Below are 23,391 nucleotides of genomic sequence, written 5' to 3'. Positions count from 1 at the left end.
GCGAAACGCAAGCCGCCCGGCCTTGAAAGGCCGGGCGGCTTCTTTCACGCGAACAGCACGTGCTGGCGGAGGAACTCCAGGACCTCCCGATAGAAGCGGGCGATGGTCTCGGCGCGGCGCCAGCCGTGCCCTTCCCCCGGGTAAAGCCGGTAGAGGTGGGGAACCCCCCGCCGGCGCAGGGCCTCCACGATGGCCTCGGCCTGGCTCGGCGGCACGACCCGATCTTCCTCTCCCTGGAAGATGGCCACGGGATCCCGGATCCGATCCGCATGGAAGATGGGGGACCATTCCCGATAGCGCTCGGCCGCCTCGGGGAGGGGGCCGACCAGGGAGTCCAGGTAGTGGGCCTCGAACTTGTGGGTCTCCGCAGCTAAGGTGAACAGGTTGGTGACGCCGAAGAGGCAGACGCCGGCCCGGAAGAACCCGGGATGGCGGATAAGGGCGTTCAGAACCGTATAGCCGCCGGCGCTGCCGCCTATGATCACCTGACGCTGGGGATCCGCCAGTCCCTGTTCGGCCAGGGCCCGGGCGCCCCCCACGGCGTCCTCCACATCCAGAAGGCCCCATTTCCCCTTCAGGGCATCCCGGTAGGAGCGCCCGTAGCCGGTGCTCCCCCGATAATTCACTTCCAGATAAGCGAAGCCCCGCGTGGCGAAGAACTGGGCATCCGCGTTGTAGCTCATCACCCGCTGGGAGGTGGGGCCGCCGTGGATGCTGATGAGGGCCGGGGGCAGGCCCACTCCCCGCACCTCCGGCGAGGCCGGTGGGTAATACAGGCCGTGGACAGCCGTCCCGTCCGGCGCGCGCCATTGAATGGGCTGGGGGAAGGAGAGCGCCTCCGGCGGGATCCGCTCCGCGCTGGCGAACCGGTGGATGCGGAACCGGCCGTCCTCCCAGGTCACCACCCGAGGCGGGAGGACAGGGGAGGAAGCGATCATGGCCAGGGCCTCCCGGTCCGGGGCCACCGCGAGCTGTTCGAACCAGGTGTAGGGGTGGAGGTCCAGGCGCGTGATCCGTCCTTCCAGATCCACGACCTCTAAGGAAGCGATGGCGTTCTCGTTGCGGCGGTAGAAGAGGCGATCCCCCCGCGGGCTCCATCCATAAACCCGCAGCCCCTGAACCCAGGCCGGGGGCGCCAGGGTGGTCCCCTCCACCAGGATCCGTCGGGCGCCGGTCTCCAGGTCCATCACCACCAGCGCGTCCCATTCCCCGTCGGTGAGGATGTAGCTCAGGAAGCGGCCGTCCGGGGAGAAGGCGGGCTGGAAGACCGGGGTGGTGGCATCCCCGGCGATGACCTCCGGGGAGGAAGGGCGAGGCGGATCGCCCTCCAGGCGCGCCAGGCACAGGCGCGCGCCGTCCCAGGGCATGTTCGGGTGATCCCATTCCACCCAGGCGATGAGGGGCCGGGTGGGGTGCCAGGCCGGCTGCATGTAGAAATCCGCGCCCTCGGCGACCTTCTGGGGCCAGCGGCGTCCTTCCGCGTCCACCAGGGCCAGGAGGTCGGTCTCGCCGTCCGAATGCACGTAGAGCACCCAGCGCCCATCCGGGGAGAGGGTCGGCGAGGCGGCGTTCCCGAAGGGCGGGGTGATGGGGTAGGGGAGCCCATGGGCCAGCGGGAGCCGGTAAAGCCGACCGTCCTCCCCGACGTAGATCACGAGGCCGTCGCCGGCGATGAAATCCCCGCCGCCGTATCCGATGCGGGCCCGCACCGATTCGATCTCCGTGAGATCCCGCGGCGGCCCCTCGCCCTCCCGGGCGACCAGGACGCCGCGGCCGGAGCGCTCCTCCCGCCAGATCAGAACGCGGCCGGAGCGATCCCACTGGACGTCGGTGATCCGGAGCAGGCTCGCCATCCGCTCCGGCTCCAGCGGGCTGGGCCAGAGGCCATACGGGAGAACCCGGCGCATGGCACATTCCTCCGGGTGAAGATGCTGTCATGGTAGCCTGATTGGCTCTTCCCTGATAGAGGGCCCGGGGAGGTTCTTATGGAGATGCGGACCCTTCGGGGGGGCGCAGCTCGATGGGCCGGTTGAAATCCGAGAGGGTGATCTGCCAGACCGTGGGATCCTGGGGATCGCTGTCCAGCTCCATCAGGCGGACCCGCAGGATGCGGAACGTGCGCGCCTCCACCCACAGGTCGGCGCGCAGGCGCCCGGCGATGAGGCCCAGGGACCACTCCTCCAGGGGACCACTCAGCACCTCGCCGTGGAGGTGAAAGGCCTGGCGGCCTTCCAGGGTCTCGACCCCCACCAGCCGGAGCTCGACGCGGGCGAGCAGGGCGGGCAGGCCCTGCTCGGCGTCGAAGAAGAGCCGGGGATCGATGACCGTGCCGCGCTCCGGGGGCAGCTCCTCCCAGCGCCCGATCCCCGGGAACGCCACCCAGGTCCGCTCGCCGATGCGGAGCACCCCGAGCTCGGTGACCATCCCCAGGGTGAAGACCCGGGCGGTCCCCCGCAACCCGTTCGGACGGACTACGTCTCCTTCCACCCGGCGCAGCATCATCGTGCGGGCGGCGTCCAGATAATCCGGCGCCCCCGTTCGCTCCAGAAGGAAATGGACGGTTTGGATCTCGGCCATCGCCCGGGCAGCCCGTTGCAGGATCTCCGGGGCGGAGAGGGCCGGAGCGGGGGGAGCCGGGCGACACGCGGTGATCGCCATGAGGCTGAGCCATCCGAGGAGGCCAAGCGCCTGCCCGATCCCGCGCTTCATCCTCAGGTCTCCTTCCACCCACAGCGTGCAGCCGTCCTTAGGGGAGCGCAGGCGGGGCGGGGGACGAAGGATCCCCGCCCCGCGCAGCCCGCCGAAGCCGGACGACCTGGCGCCCTTGCCTCAGGAGCCGGGAGGCGCGATCCGGATGAAGAGCACCCCCCGCTGGATCTCGGCGCCCTGCGTGGCCTCCCCAGCGATCCCGATCCCCCGGATGGGATCCAGGAAGGGGCGGGCCTTCTCCCGGAAGGTGGCGCGCTCCGCTCCGGGGATCCATCGTTCGATTTGATCCCAAAGGGCAAGGGTATCCAGGAAGAACAGGGATGAGATCTGCCGGGGCAGCTGCTCCCGGATCTCCCGGAAGCGCGGGTTCCCGGTGATGGCGCGGGCCGGCCTGTAATAGCCTTCGAAGGCGTCCGCGGGAAAGACCATTTGCACCGCCTCCGGATCCACGGTGTAGGCCAGGATGCGCTCCCCGGTGGGCGCGGTGACGATGCGGAAGGCCTGCCGGCCCCGCGTGGACTCCTCTACCTGAACGCCCATCATCGCCAAGGCGTCCTCCATGCGCTCCAGGCCCGCGCGGGCCGCCTCCGGCTGGTCGGTCCCGATCCAGAGCGAAACCCCCACTGGGATCTCCGGAGGGGTCCCCGCCGGCGCGGGAAGCGCCGCCAGGATCAGATCCCCGGTCATCCAGGCGAGGAGGTCTTCCTCCAGCCGGATCCCCAGGGCCGCTTCCATGTCCTGGAGCTGGCGGCGGGCCTCCGGGTTCCGGCGGAGGATCTCCAGGCTCTGGCGCAGGCCCTGTCCGATGCGGGCGGCCTGGAAGAAACCGAAGGCGTTCTCCGGGATCCGGCCCAGGAGCGCCTCGGAGATCGGCGGAGCGTCCAGCGAGGCGCGAAGGTCCTGGGGCACCTTCGCCCGGTCGATCACCGCAATCGACTGGAGACGGAGGCCCTGGGCTTGCAGCTCCACCGCGAAGCCGGCGCCTTCGACGGCCTGGAGGATGGAGGCCTGGGCTCCCAGCACGGATTCGGGATCCGGCGCGCCGGGTTGCAGGCGGCGGAGGGCTTCCCGGAAGAGTTTTTGCAGCTCCCGATAATCCAGATAGGCTATCATCACGCTCTGGGCAGGCAGGGCCTGAATCACTTTCCGGAAGCGCGGGGAGGCGGTGATGGATTGGCCTTGTCCGGCGGCGCGATCGGCCACCCGCTGGAAGGCCTCCTCCGTCACCGCGATCACCACGAACTCCCCGAGCCGCCCGATGGCCAGGGGAGGCCTCTGGGGCTCCTTCGAAACCAGCAGCTGGTAAGACCGATCGCGGTGGGCGCGGGCCTCCACGCGCCCGCCCTCCTTTTCGGCCAGCTGGCGCAGCCGCTCCAGGAAGGCATCCGCCTTTTGGCGATCTCGGGAGGCGATGAGCAGCGCGAGGGGCAATCGACCTTGCTCCAGGGCTTCCGGGGAGGTGGGGAAGAGGGCCAGGCCGATCTCCGGCCCGATCCATGGCGCGATGTCGGCGTCGAAGTCGATCTCGGACTCCTTTTTCAGTTGATCTTTCCATTCCTTGAGGGCGCGCTGGACCTCGGGGTTCTCCAGATAGGCGCGGCGGATGGTTTCATAGCCGGGCTGGGCCTGGAGATTGTAAGAGAGTGAGATGTAGAGGATCGCATCGTCTGGAACCATCTCCGCGGCCAGGATCTGGGGGCGTAGCCCGAGGAGGGCCAGGACCCGCTCGCGGAGGGGGGCGTAGGCCAGGGCGCCGACGGCGAGGCCCGTCACGCAGCACACCAGCGCCAGCACAGGCAAGAGCGCCAGCCACCATCGTCGGGACATGGAAACCTCCTTTCTTTAAGGGCTTAATCTTTTTCTATGCGCGAAGGGCTCTCCGGAGCGCTGGATCCGGCGGGAGCGCCTTGCCGGAGCGGGTGGAGGGCGGCGGCGGCCGGGAGGGCCAGCCCCATGGTCAGGGCGGCGAGCCCGAAGATCTCCCGCAGGATGGCCAGGGTGATGGCCGGCAGGGCGTCGGGGAGCTCCGCCAGCGTGTAGGCGGTCACCATCTGCTCGAAGCGGGAAGTCCCCCATGCGGTGAGGCCGGCCATCCCCACGCTCATGCCGATCAGGCGGAGGATGAGCAGGAGGCCGGAGACCAGGCCGCGAGCGGTAGGGGGCGCAGCGTCGAGGGCGGCGGCGCTCAACGCCGAGGCGGCGGCCCCCAGGCCCAGCCCGGCCAGGGCCATGTGCCGGAACATCCGCCCGAAAGGCTCCTCGGCCTCCCAGCGCGCGGCCAGCCCGAGGGCCAGGGCGGCGGCCAGGATCCCGATCAGAGCCGGACGGCGGTATCCCCAGCGGCTCGCCCAGCCCCCGATGAGAGCGCCCAGCGCCATCCCTCCGGTGAGCCCGCTCAGGACCTGCCCGCTGCGCAGGGCCGCGCGGCCGAGCCATTCCGCCGGGGTGGCGCCCTCGCCGCGCAGGGTGTTGATGAAGAGGGGGACCTGAACCATCGGGGTGATCAGGCCGATCCCCAGGATCAGGTTCGCCAGACCGGCCCCCACGAGGTTCCGGCGTCGGAAGAGCTCCAGAGGGAGGAAGGGGGCGCGGGCGCGGCGCTCGTAGGACAGCAAGAGCAGAAGGGCAAGGGCGCTGAGCGAAAGCCACGGCCACGCCTGCTCCGGGGCCGCCGGCGCCCGGTTTGCGAAATCCGGGAGGTCCAGGGAGCCGCCCATCCGGTCGAGGCCGATATGGAGGGCGACGAGGGCGGCGGAGAAGAGGGCGACGCCCGGGATGTCCACCGCGAGGGCGCGGGGGGCGCTCCCGAAGGCCCGGCGGCCGATCACGGCGGCGGCCAGCGCCAGAAGGGTGAGGGGGATGTTCAGGGCGAACTGCCATTGCCAGCTCCAGCCGGCCATGGCGGCGGGCAGCCCCAGGGTGTGGTGGAGCCAGGCTCCTGCCTCCGGCCCGTAGCGGATGAGGAGCGCCCCATAGAGGGGCCCCCAGATCCAGCCCAGAGTGTCGATGGCGGCGAGCAGACCGATGGCGAAGCCGCGGCGCCCCTCCGGGAAGCGATCCCCGACGGCGGCCATGGCGATGGGGACCACTGCCCCGCCCCCGAAGGCCTGGAGGGCGCGGGCGGCGATGAGGGTGGGGAGCGCGCGGGCGGAGAGCACAAGGAGCGAGCCGGCGAGGAAAAGGGACAGGCTGAGGACGTAAAGGGGGAGGCGCCCGTAGCGATCCGAGAGCCGGCCCATCAGCGGCATCGCGGTGACATAGGCGATGAGGTAAGCGGAGACGATCCAGGCGGCATCCCGGAGGCCGGAGGGGATGGGGATCTCGAAGTCCACGATCATGCGGGGGAGCATCGTGCTGACCACCGTGAGGTCGTCCGCGGCGATGAAGACCCCGAAGGCCAGCGCCCCCAGGATCCAGTAAGGGGAGTCCCCGGGCCCCTGTCTCTTCGGGCTGTCGATCTCCCGACTCATCGTGCTCCTCACACAATCGTGGAGGTGGAGCCTTTCTCCCGGCCCAGCACTTCGCGGCGCAGGGCGTGGGGATCCTGCAGGATGTAGAGATACACCGTGTCCTTTTTCTCGTCAATCAGATCCCGGAGCTCCGCCTTCACCCGCTCCAAACGGGCGGGGGTGATCTCCCCCTCGAAGGCGGAGTTCTGCACCCAGTGGAGGTGGCGGCGCAGATACTGGCAGACCCGGGCGACGCGTTCCACTTCCACATCGTAGACGATGATCACATACATTGCCTCACCACCACGCTTTCAGTGGCTCGTAGGGTTCCATCCCCAGCAGATGTCGGACCAGTTTGTAGGCCTCCAGGCGGATGAGGGTTCGGTAGCTCACCGGGCGCTTCAGGCGGGGGTGCTGCACGGTCTCCCGCATCCGCTCCTCGAACTCCGCCACCACTTTCTTCCGCCCCTCTTCCTTCAGGTAACAGAAGCCGACTTCCTCGAGGAAATCTTCCTCGCTCAAAGCGCCGCGGTTCATCAGCGTGAAGGCCATGCGATCCACCACGAGCGGCTTGAAGATCTCGGCCAGGTCGAGGGCCAGGGAGAAGCGCCCGGTGGAGGGCTCATGGAGGAAGCTGATGGCCGGGTGGAGGGGGGTGTGGTAGAGCTCGGACAGGGTGGCCGCGTAGAGGAGGCCGTTGCCGAAGGAGAGCAGGGCGTTGATCGGGTTCTCCGGCGGCCGCCGGCTGCGGCGGAATCCCTCCAGGTCCAGGATGGCCGGGAAGGCCCCGTAGTAAGCATCCCGGGCTCGTCCCTCCAGGCCCATCAGCGCCGGCACGTCCGGGCAGCTTTCGATCTCCCTCAAAGCGTGCTCGATGGCGGTCAGGGGGTCCTCCACCGGCAGGCCCTGGCGCCGGTAGTAGAGCAGGTTGCGGCGCATGTGGAAGAGGGCGCCCTCCACGAAGCCGCGGGCCAGGGCGAGCCGGCGGGAGGGATCCGCGGAATGGAGGGCCTGGGCCACCACCACCTGTCCGGCGGCCCGGGTCTCCCGCGGATAGAACGAGCCCACGTAGAACCCGTAATAGTTGAACACGTGCAGGCTGACCCCGTGGCGGCCCAGGAAGCTCAGGAGGCGGGTGTTGAGGTCCAGCTCCCCCATGGCGAAGAGAGCCTCCACGTCCTCCACGGGGATGGCCTGGCGCTGGGCGTGGCCGTCGGCCTCCCATTCCAGATAGAGGGTGTTCTGGCGCCGTCGCAGGCGCCCGCTGCGGAACAGATAATACGCGCGTCCCATCGTTCCCGAAATCTGCTTCTCGAGGTGAGGCTTTCAGCGATCCGTCGCCCTTCGGCCGGTTTCCTCAGCCCAGATCGTCTCAAAGGGGCTCAGGAGATCGCGCCCCAGGCTTTCGGAGAAGGCGCGCAGCCAGCGGCGGATCTCCTCAGGGTCCACGGATTGCTTGCGCAGGATGCTTCGCACATCCTCCCAATCCCGGGGGCGGCCGGCCAGGGCCTTGTGAACGATCACGTCCTCCGGGGCTGCGAATCGAACCGGATATCCGAGAACCGGGACCGCCCGGGCCCGGGCGATGGCCTCTCGTTCGTAGGGGGTCCAGGAGAAAATGAAGTCCACCCGCAGGCCACTTTCCGCATCCAGGGTGGGGAGCACCCAGGTTTGCCGGACGAAGGATCGGGGGTCTTCGATCAAGGGTTGCAGCTGCGCTTCTTGAACCACGCGCCACACCCGATCGAACTCCTCCGGCGTAGCGGCCACCGTGAGGTCGACGTCCCTCGTCAGCCGCGGCTCCCCATAAAGCAGCACGGCCTGCCCGCCAATGATCATATAGGGCAGGCCCTCTCGGTCCAACGCATGCGCCAGTTTATTCAGCAGGGAGGCGGACATCGGCGTTGATCGCTCGGGCGAGCTGGAGATCGACCTCTAATCCCTCTAACGGATCCGCGGGCGGCCAGGCATGGAGCGCGCGGGCGAGCTCCAGCATACGATCGAAGATACGAAAATGAACCTCGAGGTCCGGTGGGTTCCGGCGCTGCCATTCCGCCTCAAAGGCTTCCCAGGTCCGGCGATCTCGGATCATCCGCGATCCCTCCCGTTTCTGGGTTCGAAGCCGGGCGGGCGAGATTGGTTCTTAGGTCTTGCTTCATTTTCGCCTGATGCTGGGTTTGTGCAACGATCGGTCCTCTTCGTCGGAGATTTTGCCGCTCATCCCCAGCACAGGGGCGCGTAGGCGCAGCGGCGGCAGGCGGGCGTCCAGGGGGCGGCCGGCGGGGTGGGGAGGGCCTCGATGCGGGCGATCTCCTCCAGGGCGGCCTCCACCTCGGCCACCGCCGCCGCGTCCAGGATCACCGTCTCCCGCCGGCGCTGGCGGGGGAAGCGCAGCTCCCCGCGGAGGTGGACCCCCCGCCGGGCCAAGAAGTAGAGATAGTAGCGCAGCTGCAGGCGAGCGGCCTCGATGAAGGTGGGGGCGTGCTTGACCTCCAGGATGGTCCCTTCGCCTTCCAGGACGTCGATGGCGATGAGGTTCTCCAGGATCAGGCTCCGGCGGGGCCGGTCACGGTAGGCGCGCTCGTGGGTGAGGCGGCCCAGGGCCACGGCCTCGGCGTCGGCCTCCAGGCGGACCTGGTGGGCGAAGAGCCAGAGCTTGCGCGGGCAGACCCGCAGGTAGTTCATCTTGAGGCCGCCGACCTTCAGGCGCTCGAAATCGTCCTCGCTCAGGCGCATGGCCTGGCGGAGGAAATCCCACAGCTCCTCTTCGCGCTCCGGGTCCATGGGCTCCTCCCCTGCCTCCCACTGGGAGCGCTGCGCGCTTGCCGCGCGGATGATGCGGAACGCCCTTTTCCAGCGTAACCTCCGTGCGCGCAACGCGCATCCGGTTTTCCCCCGAACCCGCTCGGGGATCGCCCCGGGGGTCGGATCCGGCGAAGCCATGACGGGGATCCGGGAAAGACCGGAGGTCGCATCCTCAGGACCGCGTTATCCTGTCATGCGCGGTCAGGGAGGATGAGAGAGCCGTCCTTCAATACGAGGCAGCGCCCCGGATTGTTCGAAGGAGAGGGAGAGACAGGCAGCCTGTCTATCATCTTATGGGGGACTGTGTTCCATCCTCTCCTGGCCCGGATGGGGCAAGCCCGCGGCCCCCGGCAGAGGTTCCCGTGCTCGTAGGGATGGCTTTCGCCGCGGCCCTTGCGCCATTGAAGGAGGGTTTCTTCCTTAGTAGCTTGAACTCATCTGGAGTTCCTGAAACCGCCGCCAAGCCGTCGGATCGGCGCCATATGGGCGGGGCGTATCGCGCCACCGGCAGCCGGTGACCCGCCCATCCAGGATCCCGTGGAGGACCTTGCGGTCATCCACCCGAGGTCTTCCGATTTTGGCCCTGGGCGGCCGCAAGGGCGCAAGGAAGGCCCACTGCTCATCGGTCCGCTCCTGAAACCCCATCGGCCCTCCCCTCCCAGGCAGGTTGTCCAGAGACAGAGTATACTAAAATCGAACACTGGAGTTTTGAGATGAGTTCTTCGACTACTGACCCACTGTGCTGGCAAATGAGGAAGAGGTGTTGAGGGCATTCGCAGAACAGGAACCCTTCAAAAATTGCATTGAAATCGTCGACACCCCGCCGCAGGCTCTGGAAAAAGCGGCGGGTCTTGTGCCGAAAGCCTTTGAACTGCTGGGAGGTGATTGAAGATGAGCGTCCTGCAGGTTGAGCTGCCCCTTGAGGTGTCCGAGGATGAAGCCCGACTGCTGCTCGCCATAAAGCTTTATGAAGTCGGCAAAGTGACCCTGGGACAGGCAGCCAAAATGGCTGGCCACTCGAAGCAGACCTTTATGGAGTTGCTGGGGCGCTACGGCGTTCCGGTGGTCGCCTACTCTCTGGAGGAGTTGAGGGAGGAGGTCCAGAGTGAAAGAGCCGGCCGTGACGGATAGCACATGTCTCATCATACTGGACCGTATCGGTCAACTGGATATCCTTCGCGAACTTTTCGAACCCGTTATGATTCCGCCTGGAGTTCGGGAAGAATTCGGCAAAGCTCTCGATTGGTTGACCGTGGTCGCACCCAGGAACACCGCGCTGATCCGGGTGCTGTCCACTATCGTGGATGAAGGGGAAGCGGAAGCCATTGCTCTGGCCAGCGAGCAGGATTGCCTGCTCATCCTGGATGATCGAAAAGCACGCCGTTGGGCAAAGTCTCTGGGGCTCAGGATGATCGGCACGGCTGGCTTGCTGGTTCGCGCAAAGCAGCAGGGGGTTTTGAGCGAAGTAAAGCCCGTGCTTGAAGCCATGAAGCGGAGCAATTTTTACATGCACCCAGATTTGGAGAAAGAAGTTCTCCGGCTGGCAGGTGAAGCGTGATGGAGCGACAGGAAGCCATCCAGGGCGTCCGTATCGTTTTAACGTCTTACACCGCTTCCTTCCGTGTCCCCTTTTCCATTTCGTTCCCATCGGCGGCGAGGCACCACAAGCCAAAGTCCTCTCAACCGATGAGCACTCCGGGCGGCGCTCCGGTCTGTGGTTCCGGCTCCTGAAGGCCCTCTTCGGGACTGTAAGGGAGATTCGCCTGGAGGCAGCCCAGATCGCTCCGCGGGAAAAAGTGATGCGGATATTCCCGAAGCCAGTAGATGGGGACCGGGACCAGCAGCTCGGGGAGCCTCCAGGCTTCGCCCCGTTCCCGCAGATCATATGCTGTAGAAACGAAAGCCTCAGGCAACACCTCGATGGAGATCATCCCCCGGCGTGCCGTGAACCGGGCGCGCATCTCTTCATCGGAAAGATCAATCGTGTAGCATCCCAGGATCCTTCGGATCTCCTGTAAAGCGGCCCGACCCTCCTGAAGCTCCTTCTGCCACTCCGGAGCGGCCACCACCCGCTCGTAGAGCCGGTGGGTGGCCCGGGCCAGGTCCGCATCCCTTGGGATCTCGGGGAGCTCCTCCAGAAGCTCCCGACTCCATAGGAGGATGTCCTGCCCGTAGATGCGCCGCGCGCCCTCCGACCAATCCCGGTAGATGACAACCGGGGCAGGCCCGCTCCCCCCCTGCCGGTTCACCCGCCCCATCCGTTGCACCAGGGCATCTACTGGCGCGATCTCCGTGATCAACGCGTCGTAGGAGATATCCAGGCTTACTTCCACCACCTGGGTGGCGATGAAGATCATGCCGGGCTCAGGCTGCCGGACTTCCTCCTCTTTTCGTGTCCGATCCAGGAGGGTGAATCGGGAATGAAGCAGAGAGCAGTGGGGCCATCGGTGCTCCTCCCGGAGCCGTCGGTAGAGGTGTTGGGCGTCCCGCACCGTGTTGGCCACGATCAGAACGGTTTTCCCTTCTCGCGCCAGATCGAGGGCGGCTTCAAGCCCGAGCTCCATCAGCTTCCCCTCGCGAAGCTCGATGCGGTGGCGGCGCCGCTCCCAGAGGGCGGGCTCCGCCTCCACCGGCTTCTCCCGATCCAGACGAGGGAAGAGCCGGAGGAGGGAATCGGGAAGGGTGGCGCTGGCCAGGGCCAGGCGAGCGGGGGGTTCCTGCTCCAGGGCTTCGAGGAGCAGTCCCAGGGTATAGGGCTCGTAAGCGTGAACCTCGTCCAGGATCAACGTGGCACCCCGGGCGAGGCTTCGCCGCTCCTCCCAATGTCGCCCGTGAAGATGCGCCAGGAGATATTGATCTAACGTGGCGACGGTCACCGGCCTCGCGAAGACCGAGCCGAAAAGCCGGAGGTCCAGCGGATCCTCCTCCGATTCCCGACGGAGCATATAGCTGGCCCGGCCATGGGAGAGGCCCACCGGATCATCTCCGTAGATCTCGCGCAGGCGTCGCCACATCGCATTGGTGGTGGCCTGGGTAGGCAGGAGATAGAGGATCCGTTCCGCATCGCCGGCCCATAGCAATAGGGCTTCCGTCTTGCCCGTGCCGGTGGGAGCGCGGAGCACGAAGGTGTCCCGACTTGCCGCCGATCGGGCATCCCGCTGAAATTCGTTGAGCGTATGCCCTTTGTTCTTAAGGTATTGCTCTACGGCGGATGCCTTGACGCTTCGGAACAGCATGAAGGGTTGAGGGCTCTTCGCCGAAGCCAGCCAGTCGGCGAGATGGAGGACCGTCTTCACCCGGGCGAAATCCTCAGGGGGCAGGCGCTGCAGGATCCCCCGAAGCGTGCGGGTCTCGTTCCCGAAGCGCAAGGGATGATCCAGAAGGGCGACCGGCGACTGGCTGGCGAGAACCCTGGAGGCGTTTTCGAAGCCCTTCATTGGGGGAAGCCCTTCCACATCGTGATGATGAAGGATCTCCCATAGCATGCGGAGGAGATCGGCGAGGGCGTCCCAGTCGTATTCAGGGAAGGTCTCATAGCCTTTATAGAGCTCCGGACCCAGCGGGGAATGGTGGGAGAGCACGGCGGCGGTGGCCTCATACCTGCGGAACCCTCCCTCCGGGTTTGTGAATCCCCTCCCTTCGGCCGCGAGCACGAAGGGGAGGGAGGCCAGGGCATGTGGGTAGGCGGCGGCCTTCTTCTGACGGGCGATCTGCCGCAAGCGTTCCTGTTCCCGATTGGGCGCTCCACGTCTTTCGGCTTCCTGAGCCGCGCGAACGGCCTGCATATAGTCCTGAAAGCTTCGGGTCGCTTTCCCGATATCGTGCATGGCGCACGCCAGAAGCGCCTTGGATCGGAGGAAAGCGGGAAGCCGCATGCGCTCGGCGATCTCCGCTCCCAGCCGGGTGACTTCCTCTAAATGGGCGAGGAGGGGGACGTCCGGCTTGGCGAGGAGTTCAGCCATGTGAAGTTCCTCCCTTCCCATCGGAGCGCTGGCACCCCGGGCACTTCGAGCTCCAGACCTGTGGGGAGAAAAGTAAGCGGGGTAATGCGATCCGGGTGCCGGATGCCTTTCGCGTCCACCCGGAAGCGGAGGGGAAGCCTCTCCACAACAGGCGGCTCGAGGAGGGTGCCGGGCTTGAGGATCGGCCGTGCGCCGGGCGTTTCTCGGAGGTCCACCGGCAGGATTGTGCCTCGGAAGCGCGGCTCTCCCGGCGTGGCCTCTCCCCATCGGATCGATTCCATCAGCAAGAGCTCATCCTCGCGCCCGAGGGAGAGGGGATAAGCGGGATCCCGGAAAGCTTCCTCCAGCCTGCGCAGCAGGTCCTCCGGCCCTCCGTAGATCAGGGTGTATCGCACGAAGAAGAGCAGCTCGCGGAAATAGGGGGAGCGCTCGGCGATCTTGCCGGACTTGATCTTGAGCACGGTCCACATGTCGCGGGCGCGGCCGGGGGCGCGGTTGGGCTCTTCCTCTTGCCATTCTTCCATCCATACGGAGACTTTGAGCTCGCGCACCAGGCTGTCCGGCGCCCAGAGCTCTCGATCTGAAAGCCCCAGGGCCGCGCCCGCGATGCCCAGAAGCGTAGTAGGCGGCGGCATAGGAAGCGTTCGCTGGTAGTTGTGGTCCAGTGGCCGTCGGAAGGAGGCCACCGGCGCCCGAACGGTCACAAGGAGGATCCGCTCCATAGCGCGCTCACATCTTCCTGGGCTTTCTTCAAAGCGTTATGGACGGTGAGGACAGGCCCATAGGGTTGAAGGGCTTGCCGGATCTCGTCTTCGTTCCCGAAGATGCCGGGCTCCATGCCGAAGATCACATGTTCCCGATAAGAGGCGAACTTTTCCAGCGCGTTCACCAGCGGGATCAGGTCCAGGACGTATTGACCATCCTCATAGCGGGCCGAGAGCGCCTCCAGGAAAACGGGGTGCTTGACGCGGAGCCGCGCGTAGGCGAGGAACTTCGGAGAGAGATCCGCCAGCATTCGCGCCGTGCGCCCACCGCCCCAGAGGAGGTTGAGCGCTTCGAGAAAACTCTGAAGTCGCCTGCGGCGTTCATCGGGGGGAAGAGCCCGTTCGGCGTTCTCCCCGAGCTCCAATGGCCGAAACATACCTACCCGATCCAGCTCAATGAGCACTGTGCCCTTGAAGAGGTTAGCGTAAATCTCCGTCTCGAACATGTTCCCGCCGGCGGCCATCGCTTGCCCGAAGCGTTCAAAGGAGCGGGTGCCCAGGTCCCGGTCGCCCTGGAAGGGAAAGAGCCCCACTGCTGCCGACACGCGCACCGGGGAGGTCCGCCGTCGTCCGCCGGAGGGATCCAGGTAGCCGAACAGATCCTCGTCGATGAACTCCCATGGGCGCACGGGTGGGGTGACCTCCTGTCCGCTGACCTGGGCGAAGGGCTCGGAGAGCGGATACCCCAACTCCTCCAGTCGGTCCCGAAGCATGCGCCGGATCGCCTGACCGGAGATATAGGGAATGGTGCTTCCGTCCGGAAGGGTGATCTTCTTGGTGACCACCACGTTCCCTTCGGTGTGGGAAGCGTTGACGTTGGCCGCCGAAACTTTGGCCAGATATCCGATGACGATGGCTTTGCTCATGGTTAAGCCTCCTCAATCTGGGCTCGTTCCGGCTGGGGTGCGTTCTTGCGCAGGAATGCGTTCATCGCGTAGATGGAGAGGAGCGTTTTCACCCGCACCCATGGGACGCCAGCGATGCGCTCGCCTTTTTCGATGCGTAGGATCGCCTCCGGGATTGTGATTTCGAGCCGAAACTGGGCGTCGTTCAGCACCCGGTAGAAGTCTTCCGGGTTTTTGGCGTTGCGTAGAGCGTAGAGAAGCCCCATCTCGTTGCGCGCCTGGGCTGCCGTGCCCAGGGAATGCCCGAAGCCTGCCAGGACGCGCTGGAATTGTTCGTCCATGCCAAACACCTCCTTCAGGTATTGGTTGAGGATCTCGATAGTCCCCCACACCAGCGGCCGGGGGTTTTTCTCTCGGGCCCGCGCTTCAAAAAGGAATTGCTCGATGAACGGCGAGGGATCGTTGAACTCCAGCACGGCCCACGCGATGCGGTCTCGCCAGATGGTCTCCTGATTCTGTCCCTGTTGCGCCTCGAATTGTCGGAAGATTTCCACCAGCCGCTGATGGGGATTTACCCGCTCTATGCCAAGATCCTGCAACCCTTCGATCCAAGCCTCATAAACTCGATAGAGCCGCTGCAACTGGGAGAATTCCCGCAGCGCTTTCATGCTGAAAGCCTGTCCTGATGTGCCCATCACCGCGTAAAGCGTAAGGGGAGCAGGGGGAGGGACATCCGTAGCCCCCAAAAGCGAGGCCAGCAGCTGTCGGGCTTCATCAGAGAGCTGATCGGATCGGCGCACGTGGGAGAAAAGGACCAGGAGAAGGCCCCATGTGGTTTCGTGGAGATAGGGGCCTGAGAAAGCAACGGGCGCCGTCCCGCTGCGCCCGCCCTCCAGGCGAAGGGGGCCCAGGACTTCCTCATGCAAGCGTTTCAGCTCTTGCAGATCAGAATGAAAAACGAAAAAGTGTATGCAGTCTTTATGAGCCTTCCACAACCATCCTAGGTATCCGGCCAACCCAGCCAGGGCGCAGCGGGCGCACAGCCGCAATCCGCGCTTGGTGCCGGGGTAGAAGGTGCCGAACTTCTGCGGGTCGACCACGAATGGATACATCCACATCGCGGCGTCGGTCAGGGGAGCGGCCTCTCCGCACAGGTCGCAGATGTCCGGTTTTTTGGTGAGCTTCAGGTTGAGCTCAAACTTAGGGGGTTCGGTGAAGAGCGTTTCCTCTTCCCCGTTGATTTTCACTGTGGTTTTGTTGGCTCGCCCCGAGACCTTGATGAACAGGTTGGTCGGATAGACCCAGTTCACTTTGTCGTACTCACGAATTCGGCCACTGGCCCGGTCGTAATATTGGCCACGATTTCCGCTCGGCTGAAGGAGTTGGCCCTGGAGCCAGCTCAGCACGTCCTTGACCGGATGTTCCCCCTCTCCGAAGTGTCGCAGAAGCACCACAAGCCCGGTGTCCACCCAGAAGTTGCCGGTGGGACGATCCCACGAAAACCTTACTGTCACAGTGGTGGGTGCTCGCTTCATTGGGTGATCTCCCTGCGTGCTGCCGTGCAGTGTCCTGATAGAAGGTGCGCCAGTCCACAACCACACGGGCGCCGGGCTAGACGATGTCCGGTGCCGAGTCAAGCAGTTTGCGGAGTTCTTGCGAAATTTTTTGCGCATCCTGCTCAATTGCGCGGGCGCTACGGGCGTTTTCCCTCATGGCACAGTGGGCGAGGTCGTTGCGGAGGTTTCCCAGTTTGTTCCAAAGCTCCCCGAGCTCTTCTTTATTGGAGAGCCGATCAAACCACTCCGGTGGCTCGGCGTTTTCTCCTCGCCGGCGGGCGGCGGCAGCACCGAGCGCTTGTTCGGCTTCTTCCCGATTGCTGTGCTTGAGCCATCCTTCGCGCCATTCTTCCTTTCCCCCATAGAGGGGCACGAACGAGACCACCCACTCCCGGGCAAGCGTGATGGCTTGCACGACAAGCCCTTTCCGGAGGTAATACTCCACGAGCCCGACCTGCCGTTCCAGGTTTTCCCGGCTAAGCGCGTCGGGTTTGGCAAAGGCGAGGGGTTCAAGCTCACGCCGGATCTGCTCGGCCAGGAGAGCAAAGGGGAGGGCCCACCGCTGGAACTCATCCCGAGCTTCCTCCAGAAGCGACAAGAGTTCATGGGCCGTGCGCATGACCTCCCGGGGACGGCTCAGATGCAGGGCTTGCGAGAAGTCCTGGAGTTTCTGCCCCAGCGTTTTGAGTCTGGCTGGCGTGCCCGTGCCTGTGCGCCACAGGGTCTGGTGGGCCGCGATCATTTTGTCAGCGATGAGCCCGGCGTCTCCGCGCTTGAGCAAGGCTTCGGCGCCGCCGGTCCAGTCCATGAGCTCGAGGAGCGGTGTGAGGTCGAAGATGGGCGCGCGATCTTGCGGCTGGGGCGGCGTGCGGAAAGGCTCTCGTGCGTCAAAGGCACCGTAGACGATGCGCTCGACGTTGACGTTTTTCGTCCGCCGCAGATAGCTGGCTACAGCGAAGACGATCATGGGAATGGACCGGAAGGCATGGGTGATATCCAGGATCACCGTCTCCCCTTCCCTGACGGCACCCGATACCCGGTCGAAGATCTCCCAGAGCTCTGCTTCCGAGCGCCCTTCGGGAATGTCCTCAAACCGTATGAGGCCCTTGAGGCGCTGATTCAGCGTTTCCGTGTAAGTAGGTTCTGCCTCGGAAGGTCGATAGTCCCTTGCCGTCTTGGTGACAAAGACAATGACCTCCTTGGGGCTAAAGATCCGGGCCAGGGCTTCCGGAAAGAGCGAGGTGGTGTGAGACGATCCTTCCCACACGTAAGTAACAGTTTGATATCGGCTGGCGCCGAGAAAGCTGAGGGCTTTCATCGCGTTTTCCTCCTTAGATAGAGTGCTCGACAGGTGCCGTTCGGACGCAATGGCTGCATCCTCTGCCCAGATGCTGGTTTTTCGACCCTTTCACTCCACGATCACACCGGATGTTCCGACCTCGATATCCTCCTCAAATCCGATCTCCTCGCTATATGGTCGGCGGCAGATCAGCCAGGCGCGGCGGGAGGGGGGACGTTCCGCCAGATAGAACCAGCCCAGCCCCTGGCGCTGGCTGTGGGCCAGCCACCAGAGAGGAACCGGCGTGAGGAACTCCAGCGGTGAGGTGTCGGGCTGGAGCCGGGCCCAGATCTCATGGGGAATCACATCGATTGTGGGTTGCTCGATACGCCGGGGCTGGTAGCGACGCCCGTGCTCTTCATCGAATCGCACTTCGGAGGGATCCGGCCCGAAGAGGGTGCATTCCATGAACAGCTCGGGGAGCCGGGCCATTCCCCCTTCCAGATCGGCATAGACCTCGTTCGCCCACTGATGGAGATCTCCATAAGAGACCGGACCCTCGCGGAGAAGCTCCCAGCTGCGGGACAGGCGTTCCCCATCGTAGGGATGGGGGACGTCGACCGGGAAAACGATCAGAAGGCCGTGAGGGAGCTCACCTCCCCGGTTCACCCGCCCGCCCCGCTGGGCCAGAGCATCGAGCGGCGCGATCTCCGAGAGGATCCGATCCGCGCTGATATCCAGGCTGACCTCGATGATCTGAGTGGTCACCAGGACGAAGGGCGTGCGGTCGGCCTTCGGGCGCTTCAGACGCTCGATCACCTGCCGCTCTTTCGCCCGGCGGTGGGCGTAGGCAAACCGGCTGTGGAGACAGAGACAGTCCTCCGGCGGCAGGAAAGTGCGAAGCTGCCGGTAAAGGGCCTGCGCCTTGCGCACCGTGTTCACGATGAGGAACTGAACCGCCCCGTTGCGATACCCGTCCAGCACCTCTTCGATCACTTCTTCGTTCACGATCAGGCGAGCGTTCTCGTTCCGGATCAGCGGTTGCGCTCGCTTCAGGACCTGGAAGGGGCATCGGATCATTCCCGCCGCGTCTTCGATCAAGGGGTAATCTTCCAGGCGACCGGCCTGGATCAGGGGGTCGGGAAGGGTGGCGCTCATCACCAGATGGGGAACCCCCATCCCGCGCAGCAAGGCCATGGCCTCCCGCAGCTCGGCCTGCATCTGATCGTCGTAGGCATGCACCTCGTCGAACACCACCGCGGCTCCCTGGAGCATCCCCAGAGCGAAATCGGCCTGAGGGAAGCCGTGCACGAACGAATACAGCAGGTGATCCGCGGTGGTGACCACCAGGGGATAAGCCAGGACCTCACTCCAGAAATTCGCCTCGCGGGCCCATTCCAGCTCAAGGGCCGGATCTGGATCCAGGGGGGCGGGTCCTTCTGGGCCCTGCTGCAATCGGGCCCGGATCCGTTCGCGATGCTCCAGGCTGGAGCGTCCATGATAGAGACCGACCCGTTCCTCCCCGAACATGCGGGCCAGCCGCTCGCGCATGGCGTTGGAGGTCACCTGCGTCGGGAGCGTCCAGATCAAACGGTCCAGGCCTTCGAGCTTCCGACGCCGCAAAAACCAGAGGAGAGCGGCTTCGGTCTTCCCCCGGCCGCATGGCGCTCGCACCAGCCCCCACCGGAACGAAGCCTCCTGCAATTTCTTTTGATAGTCGAACCAGTCCCCTCCGGGGGGCAGGGTGCTTCGCAGTCCCTCTTCGGCATCCGATGGCCAGTCGGGGAGGATGGATTCCAGCTCAGCCTCCGGGAGCGGGAAGGGGAGCAGCGGGCCGTTCTCCCCCGGGCGGGCCCGCTCAGCGAAGACGCGGCTGGCCGCTTTATCTGCCGCCTTGAGGTAGGCGAGGAGCGCCACGTAACGGGCGCGGAAGCGCGCCTGCTCTTCCATTGACATCCCGGCGACTTGCTGGGTGATCCTCTCTCGTATCCTCAGCAACGCTTTGGACAGCTCGCCCAGCGTGCGCCGCGAGAGCTCATCCAGCGGCAGGTCCGGAAACGCAGCGGCCCAACCCCAGATCGGAGCAGTCTCCTCGTAGAGCCGACGCAGGATCTCCTGGAGCGCGGGGAGGAAGCTGAGCCGTTTGTGGGGTTCCGGAAGGTTCTGGTAGAGATCCCGATGTAGCTCCGTGTGGTGGGCGGCGACCGCGAGCACCTCAAGGATGGGGGCTTCTTTCAGCAGCGTGGGGAAAGAGGCCTTCCGCCAGGCCATGTCCATCAGCGGCAAAGCCGCCAGGGCGTGGGGGAAATTCCATGAGGTTCGATCGGCCTCCAGCGCTTCCTGGAAGGGGGCGGTGCCTTTGCCCGCATCGTGAAAGAGGACGACCAGCCCAACGATCTGGCGGAAACGATGGGCATCAAGTCCATGGCGGCGGCAGAACCCGATAAGGCCGGGCCTCCGGGCGAGGGCTTCCGCGATGGCCAGGCTGTCCCGGATGTGTCCGTAGAGGGTCTGCCATCGCTCGCCGTCACGCTTCCCCCACAACGCCATGGTGCGCTTCCCTGGGCGTTGTCCCTTGACCTCGATCGAAGCGGCATGCCCGAAGGCAACGGCCTCGCGGGGCGAGGCTCAAACAGGGAGCAGGATCACGCCCTCGGATTCGAAAAACGCCAGAGGCTGGGGCTCGGGGAGCTGGAAGGGAAAGCGGCGCGGCAGCGCGAGCAGTGGCGGCGGCGCCAGATCGCGCCCGCTCCGGAAAGCCAGCGGCAGGCGGATCAGCTCGCAGCCTTCGTAAATGCCGGGCAGCAACCCCCAGACCTCTCGACCCTCAGCTTGCTTCACTTCGCCTATCCAGCGAAGGTTCACGATCACCATGTCGTCGGATCCACCCAGATACAGTGGACGGGCGGGGCGTCGCAGGGCCTCTCCGAGCTCCTGGACGATCGTCTGGGACCCCGAAGCCAGATAAACCCGATAGGCAGGCCGGACGAGGAAAGATTTGCGCACCGGGGAGGAGGGGAAATCCACCGGGCGTTTCCCCTCCTCTTTTCGGCCTTCCCCGACCAGCTTGAGGAGCTTCGCCAGCTCCCGCTGGGGCCGCCCGGGGGACTCCAGCGGCCGGAGGTTGAATCGCAGCGCTTCCTGCAGGCGTTGCCGTTCCGTTTCGTAGTGGGCGTGGTGAACCCCCAGGGCGTTGAGCAGCATGCCGAGGATCGTGGTGAAAGGTGGAACCGGGTAGGTGAGGACCACGCTGGTGGCCGCCACCTGGCGGAAGCAGGCGAAATACGGGCTCTCCAGATCCACGGTCAGCCCATATTTCGTCATGGGCTCACACCCCCAGGGCGGCCTTCGCTCGTGCGATCGCCTCCCGCGGCGTGACGACCTCGATCCCGTGCCGGGCCAGGGTCTCCCGGACCGCCTCCCCGTTCGCGATCACGCCTTCCAGCATCCCGGCGAAAACCGCTGGCCGTTCATCTGCCTTTGCCACATCCTCTTGAAGCTCCCGAAGCACCTGATCGAGCCGTGCCGTATCAAGGATAGCGGCGCCATCCCATCGGATCTCCAGGGCCTTCTGGAGGCGATGGGAATAGTTGGCCTGGAGTGCGACGAGCAGGAGATCGGGGGTGAAGTCTGTGAGCAGCCGGGCCTGTTTGGAATAATCACTGAAGTCCTGCACCGCGCTCAGCAGCAGACCGATGCGCCGCCGGCGCTCCGCCTCATCAACGTAATCCTTCAGGGTCACCCCCCTCACCGTCTGGGCCTTCTTCCCGCGGCCCTTCTCGATCTCCACCAGCTCCTCCTCGCGGCCTACCCGGCGCACATCCACCGCCAGGCCTGCCTTGTAAAGATTGACAGCCATCTCCACGTTCACGATGTCCCCACGGATGGTCCCGGCCTCCTCCTGGACCGCACCGCGGTGGCGTCGGGTGAGGAAGTCCACGGTCATGGTTTCCTCCAGGGGGATCAGGCCCAGGGCCGGGGAGACCTTGACGGGAGACACCCGGACGACGGCCCCCACATCGGGCAGGGTGGTCATGAAGCCGAAGAGATCGCAGAGCACACACTCGGCGATGCGCCCGCATGTTTCTCCATGTTCATCGGCCACACAGGCCTCCTCCGGACGCACCTCGCGGCGGATGGCCTCCTTCAGGTAGAAGCGCATGGCCTGGCCGCTGACGTAAGGATACTCGCGCCCGGCCCAGCGGTATTTTTTCAGATCCACCAGATTGCTGCCGCCCTCGCCCGCGTTCAGGTTGGTCAGCCCGGTGCGGGAGAGCCATACCATAGAGATCGCTTTCACATCCATCGCTCTCCTCCTCTTGAGTTGGGGTTCGCATCGCGGTTTGCAAAAGATGACGCTGAGCGCTTCATGTCCTCAGGAGGACGCTGAAGGGCATCCTGCGGGCCTTTGAATGTTTTGAGCCTCAGCGGGCGGTCGCCTCGGCGGTCTGCCCCCGGATCACCCCTGCGTATTCCAGCCCGGCGTAGATGAAGAGCGTGTGCTTCATGTCGGCGAACCGGCGGGCGTCGTCTCCTGCGGCGTGGATCAGGGCGGTGAGCCGGTCGAGGGCTTCCAGGGAAAGATACTGATCCCGCATCTCCTGGGCCTCCATCCCCACCAAGCGATGCACCACGTCGCTCAACACGCCCAGCAGATCGGAGGGGGTGCGGGCCCGTTCCATCTCGTAAAGGATCGTAGCCCGGCGTTGAGCGCCCGCGATGCGGCCGATCGTCCGCCCCGCTCGTCGCACCAGCTCCAGCTCCTGCTCGTTCATCGTCTTCCGCTCCTCCAGCCAGGTTTGGATCCATTGGTGAAGGCCCTGAACAGCTTCGCTGTAGAACCCCAGCATCTGTCGACGTCGAATCCCGAAGCCTGAGGCGAATCCCCCGAAATCGTTCTGCAGGAAAGCGGCCGCGCGCTCCTCTCGCCATGCGGCGGTTTCCTCATCAATGCGCCGTCCCTCCAGCGTCAGCCATATCCCCGTGAGGATGCCCTGATAGGGGAGGACGTCCGCTTCGATCATGGAGCGCAGGACGCGCAGGATGGCGTCCTCCATGAACCAGTCGGTCGCCGTGATGTCCTTCATCCGACCCTGGGGGATGCGGAGGAGGATCCAGCCATCCGGGATCACTCCGCGCAGGGCGGTCAGCTCGAAGAGGCCCTCCTCGCCGTCTCCCTGGATCTCCCTCAGCACCCGGCTCAGGGCGGCCTCATAGAAGGCCAGAAGCATGGTGAACGCCTGGGGAGGCCAGTCTTCCCGCTCCCGGTCCCCCCAGCGAACCACCACCTGGACGTTGCTGCGGCGGTGGGCGGGGTTCAGGGCGCGGCGATAACGTTGCTTTTGGGTGTGCAGACGGCGCAAGTCGAGGGGCTGCGGCCATGGGAGGGCCAGGAGCGCTGTCCCCTGAGGACCATCGATGTCGCACCGGTAGAGCAGGGCGGTGTCGGACCAGGCCAGCATGCCCAGGAAGGCGCAGACGGCGCAGATCGGCCCGTATTCGTTCAGGCCGCGGAACCCGGCCTCTTCCCACACCGCCTGCCCGCCGAGGGCTTTCGTCTTAGTCACGAAGGGATAGAGGGAGAGCGTGCGCTTCTCCGTGGCCGGTGCCCCACAGAACGGACACGTGAAGCGGGATCGGCGGTTGGAAGGTTGCGAGATCTCTGCCAGGAGCTCCTGAACGAACGCCTCAATCGCCTCCTTCCCCCGATAAAGTTCAGGATGCTGCTTCGGAGGCTGCTGATTGAAGCCGACGAACGGTTTCAACACCTTGCGCCCGGGCTCCGGAATGTAATAAGCGTTTTCGACCTGGAGCGCGATTTGATGGCTCAGGAGGCGGGCGAAGCGCTGGAGCTGCTGGATCTCCAGGCGCAGCCCGTCGGGCTCCAGGCGGACACTCAGGACGGCCGGGTGTTGGCGGGCGATCGCCTCGGCCATCCCGGCCAGGACCTCCAGGCCGTTATCCAGCCAGGGATCGTGGCGGATGGGCAGATTCCACATCGTTGTCATTCAACGCCCCCTCG

At 65.3% G+C, this 23,391-nt stretch carries 21 protein-coding genes; 2 read left to right on the top strand and 19 right to left on the bottom strand.

Features of this window, described 5'->3' with window-relative positions; all coding sequences use genetic code 11:
* Positions 1–44 precede the first annotated feature (44 nt).
* The 10 genes from KNN16_RS05850 to KNN16_RS05805 all read right to left on the bottom strand — a co-directional run bounded on the left by KNN16_RS05850 (position 45) and on the right by KNN16_RS05805 (position 9,608).
* Positions 45–1,907 (bottom strand): S9 family peptidase, encoded by a 1,863-nt coding sequence (locus KNN16_RS05850; protein WP_303899871.1) that lies wholly within the window; start codon positions 1,905–1,907, stop codon positions 45–47.
* Between the two features lie 76 nt (positions 1,908–1,983).
* Positions 1,984–2,709 (bottom strand): LppX_LprAFG lipoprotein, encoded by a 726-nt coding sequence (locus tag KNN16_RS05845; RefSeq protein ID WP_303899869.1) that lies wholly within the window; start codon positions 2,707–2,709, stop codon positions 1,984–1,986.
* A 120-nt stretch (positions 2,710–2,829) separates the two neighbouring features.
* Positions 2,830–4,536 (bottom strand): DUF3352 domain-containing protein, encoded by a 1,707-nt coding sequence (locus tag KNN16_RS05840; protein WP_303899867.1) that lies wholly within the window; start codon positions 4,534–4,536, stop codon positions 2,830–2,832.
* A 23-nt stretch (positions 4,537–4,559) separates the two neighbouring features.
* Positions 4,560–6,179: an MFS transporter gene (locus KNN16_RS05835; protein WP_303899865.1), complete on the bottom strand. Its 1,620-nt coding sequence runs from the start codon at positions 6,177–6,179 to the stop codon at positions 4,560–4,562.
* Between the two features lie 8 nt (positions 6,180–6,187).
* Positions 6,188–6,451: a CRISPR-associated endonuclease Cas2 gene (cas2, locus tag KNN16_RS05830; RefSeq protein ID WP_303899863.1), complete on the bottom strand. Its 264-nt coding sequence runs from the start codon at positions 6,449–6,451 to the stop codon at positions 6,188–6,190.
* A 4-nt stretch (positions 6,452–6,455) separates the two neighbouring features.
* Positions 6,456–7,451, bottom strand: coding sequence for a type I-B CRISPR-associated endonuclease Cas1b (cas1b, locus tag KNN16_RS05825; protein WP_303899861.1), 996 nt, complete (start codon positions 7,449–7,451; stop codon positions 6,456–6,458).
* A 33-nt stretch (positions 7,452–7,484) separates the two neighbouring features.
* Positions 7,485–8,057: a nucleotidyl transferase AbiEii/AbiGii toxin family protein gene (locus KNN16_RS05820; RefSeq protein ID WP_322794676.1), complete on the bottom strand. Its 573-nt coding sequence runs from the start codon at positions 8,055–8,057 to the stop codon at positions 7,485–7,487.
* Positions 8,035–8,250, bottom strand: coding sequence for a hypothetical protein (locus KNN16_RS05815; RefSeq protein ID WP_299287501.1), 216 nt, complete (start codon positions 8,248–8,250; stop codon positions 8,035–8,037). The genes KNN16_RS05820 and KNN16_RS05815 overlap by 23 nt, the downstream gene beginning before the upstream one ends.
* Before the next feature lie 125 nt (positions 8,251–8,375).
* A complete protein-coding gene (locus KNN16_RS05810; protein ID WP_303899856.1) occupies positions 8,376–8,942 on the bottom strand; it encodes a CRISPR-associated protein Cas4 in 567 nt (188 codons plus the stop codon).
* A 441-nt stretch (positions 8,943–9,383) separates the two neighbouring features.
* Positions 9,384–9,608 (bottom strand): transposase, encoded by a 225-nt coding sequence (locus tag KNN16_RS05805; RefSeq protein ID WP_303899854.1) that lies wholly within the window; start codon positions 9,606–9,608, stop codon positions 9,384–9,386.
* Positions 9,609–9,854: 246 nt separating this feature from the next.
* Between KNN16_RS05805 and KNN16_RS05800 the strand changes: the two genes are divergently transcribed.
* Together KNN16_RS05800 and KNN16_RS05795 are read left to right on the top strand one after the other, a co-directional pair.
* On the top strand, positions 9,855–10,094 hold the full coding sequence (locus tag KNN16_RS05800) for a UPF0175 family protein (RefSeq protein ID WP_303899852.1): 240 nt from the start codon (positions 9,855–9,857) through the stop codon (positions 10,092–10,094).
* Entirely contained in the window at positions 10,069–10,521 is a 453-nt protein-coding gene (locus tag KNN16_RS05795) for a DUF3368 domain-containing protein (RefSeq protein ID WP_303899849.1), read from the top strand. Before KNN16_RS05800 ends, KNN16_RS05795 begins: the two co-directional genes overlap by 26 nt.
* Before the next feature lie 121 nt (positions 10,522–10,642).
* Here KNN16_RS05795 and cas3 (KNN16_RS05790) read toward each other — a convergent pair whose 3' ends face one another.
* The 9 genes from cas3 (KNN16_RS05790) to KNN16_RS05750 form a co-directional block, all read right to left on the bottom strand.
* Entirely contained in the window at positions 10,643–12,925 is a 2,283-nt protein-coding gene (cas3, locus tag KNN16_RS05790) for a CRISPR-associated helicase Cas3' (protein ID WP_303899847.1), read from the bottom strand.
* Positions 12,877–13,647: a CRISPR-associated protein Cas5 gene (gene cas5, locus KNN16_RS05785; protein WP_303899844.1), complete on the bottom strand. Its 771-nt coding sequence runs from the start codon at positions 13,645–13,647 to the stop codon at positions 12,877–12,879. Before cas5 (KNN16_RS05785) ends, cas3 (KNN16_RS05790) begins: the two co-directional genes overlap by 49 nt.
* Positions 13,626–14,555 carry a type I-B CRISPR-associated protein Cas7/Cst2/DevR gene (cas7i, locus tag KNN16_RS05780; RefSeq protein WP_303899840.1) on the bottom strand — a complete coding sequence of 310 codons (930 nt, stop codon included), beginning with the start codon at positions 14,553–14,555 and terminating at the stop codon, positions 13,626–13,628. Before cas7i (KNN16_RS05780) ends, cas5 (KNN16_RS05785) begins: the two co-directional genes overlap by 22 nt.
* Positions 14,556–14,557: 2 nt before the next feature.
* Complete coding sequence (locus KNN16_RS05775; RefSeq protein ID WP_303899838.1) at positions 14,558–16,069, bottom strand: hypothetical protein; 1,512 nt, start codon at positions 16,067–16,069, stop codon at positions 14,558–14,560.
* A 76-nt stretch (positions 16,070–16,145) separates the two neighbouring features.
* A complete protein-coding gene (gene csx2 / locus KNN16_RS05770) occupies positions 16,146–17,408 on the bottom strand; it encodes a TIGR02221 family CRISPR-associated protein (protein ID WP_303899835.1) in 1,263 nt (420 codons plus the stop codon).
* A 90-nt stretch (positions 17,409–17,498) separates the two neighbouring features.
* On the bottom strand, positions 17,499–19,919 hold the full coding sequence (gene cas3 / locus KNN16_RS05765) for a CRISPR-associated helicase Cas3' (RefSeq protein WP_303899832.1): 2,421 nt from the start codon (positions 19,917–19,919) through the stop codon (positions 17,499–17,501).
* Between the two features lie 78 nt (positions 19,920–19,997).
* Entirely contained in the window at positions 19,998–20,693 is a 696-nt protein-coding gene (gene cas5 / locus KNN16_RS05760) for a CRISPR-associated protein Cas5 (RefSeq protein ID WP_303899830.1), read from the bottom strand.
* Between the two features lie 4 nt (positions 20,694–20,697).
* Entirely contained in the window at positions 20,698–21,675 is a 978-nt protein-coding gene (gene cas7i / locus KNN16_RS05755; RefSeq protein WP_303899827.1) for a type I-B CRISPR-associated protein Cas7/Cst2/DevR, read from the bottom strand.
* Between the two features lie 118 nt (positions 21,676–21,793).
* Positions 21,794–23,377, bottom strand: coding sequence for a hypothetical protein (locus KNN16_RS05750; protein ID WP_303899824.1), 1,584 nt, complete (start codon positions 23,375–23,377; stop codon positions 21,794–21,796).
* Positions 23,378–23,391 lie beyond the last annotated feature (14 nt).

Source organism: Thermoflexus hugenholtzii (genome assembly GCF_018771565.1).
GTDB lineage: Bacteria > Chloroflexota > Anaerolineae > Thermoflexales > Thermoflexaceae > Thermoflexus > Thermoflexus hugenholtzii_A.
The sequence above is the reverse complement of the archived record's forward strand: the minus strand, read 5'-3'. Positions and strand labels throughout refer to the sequence as shown.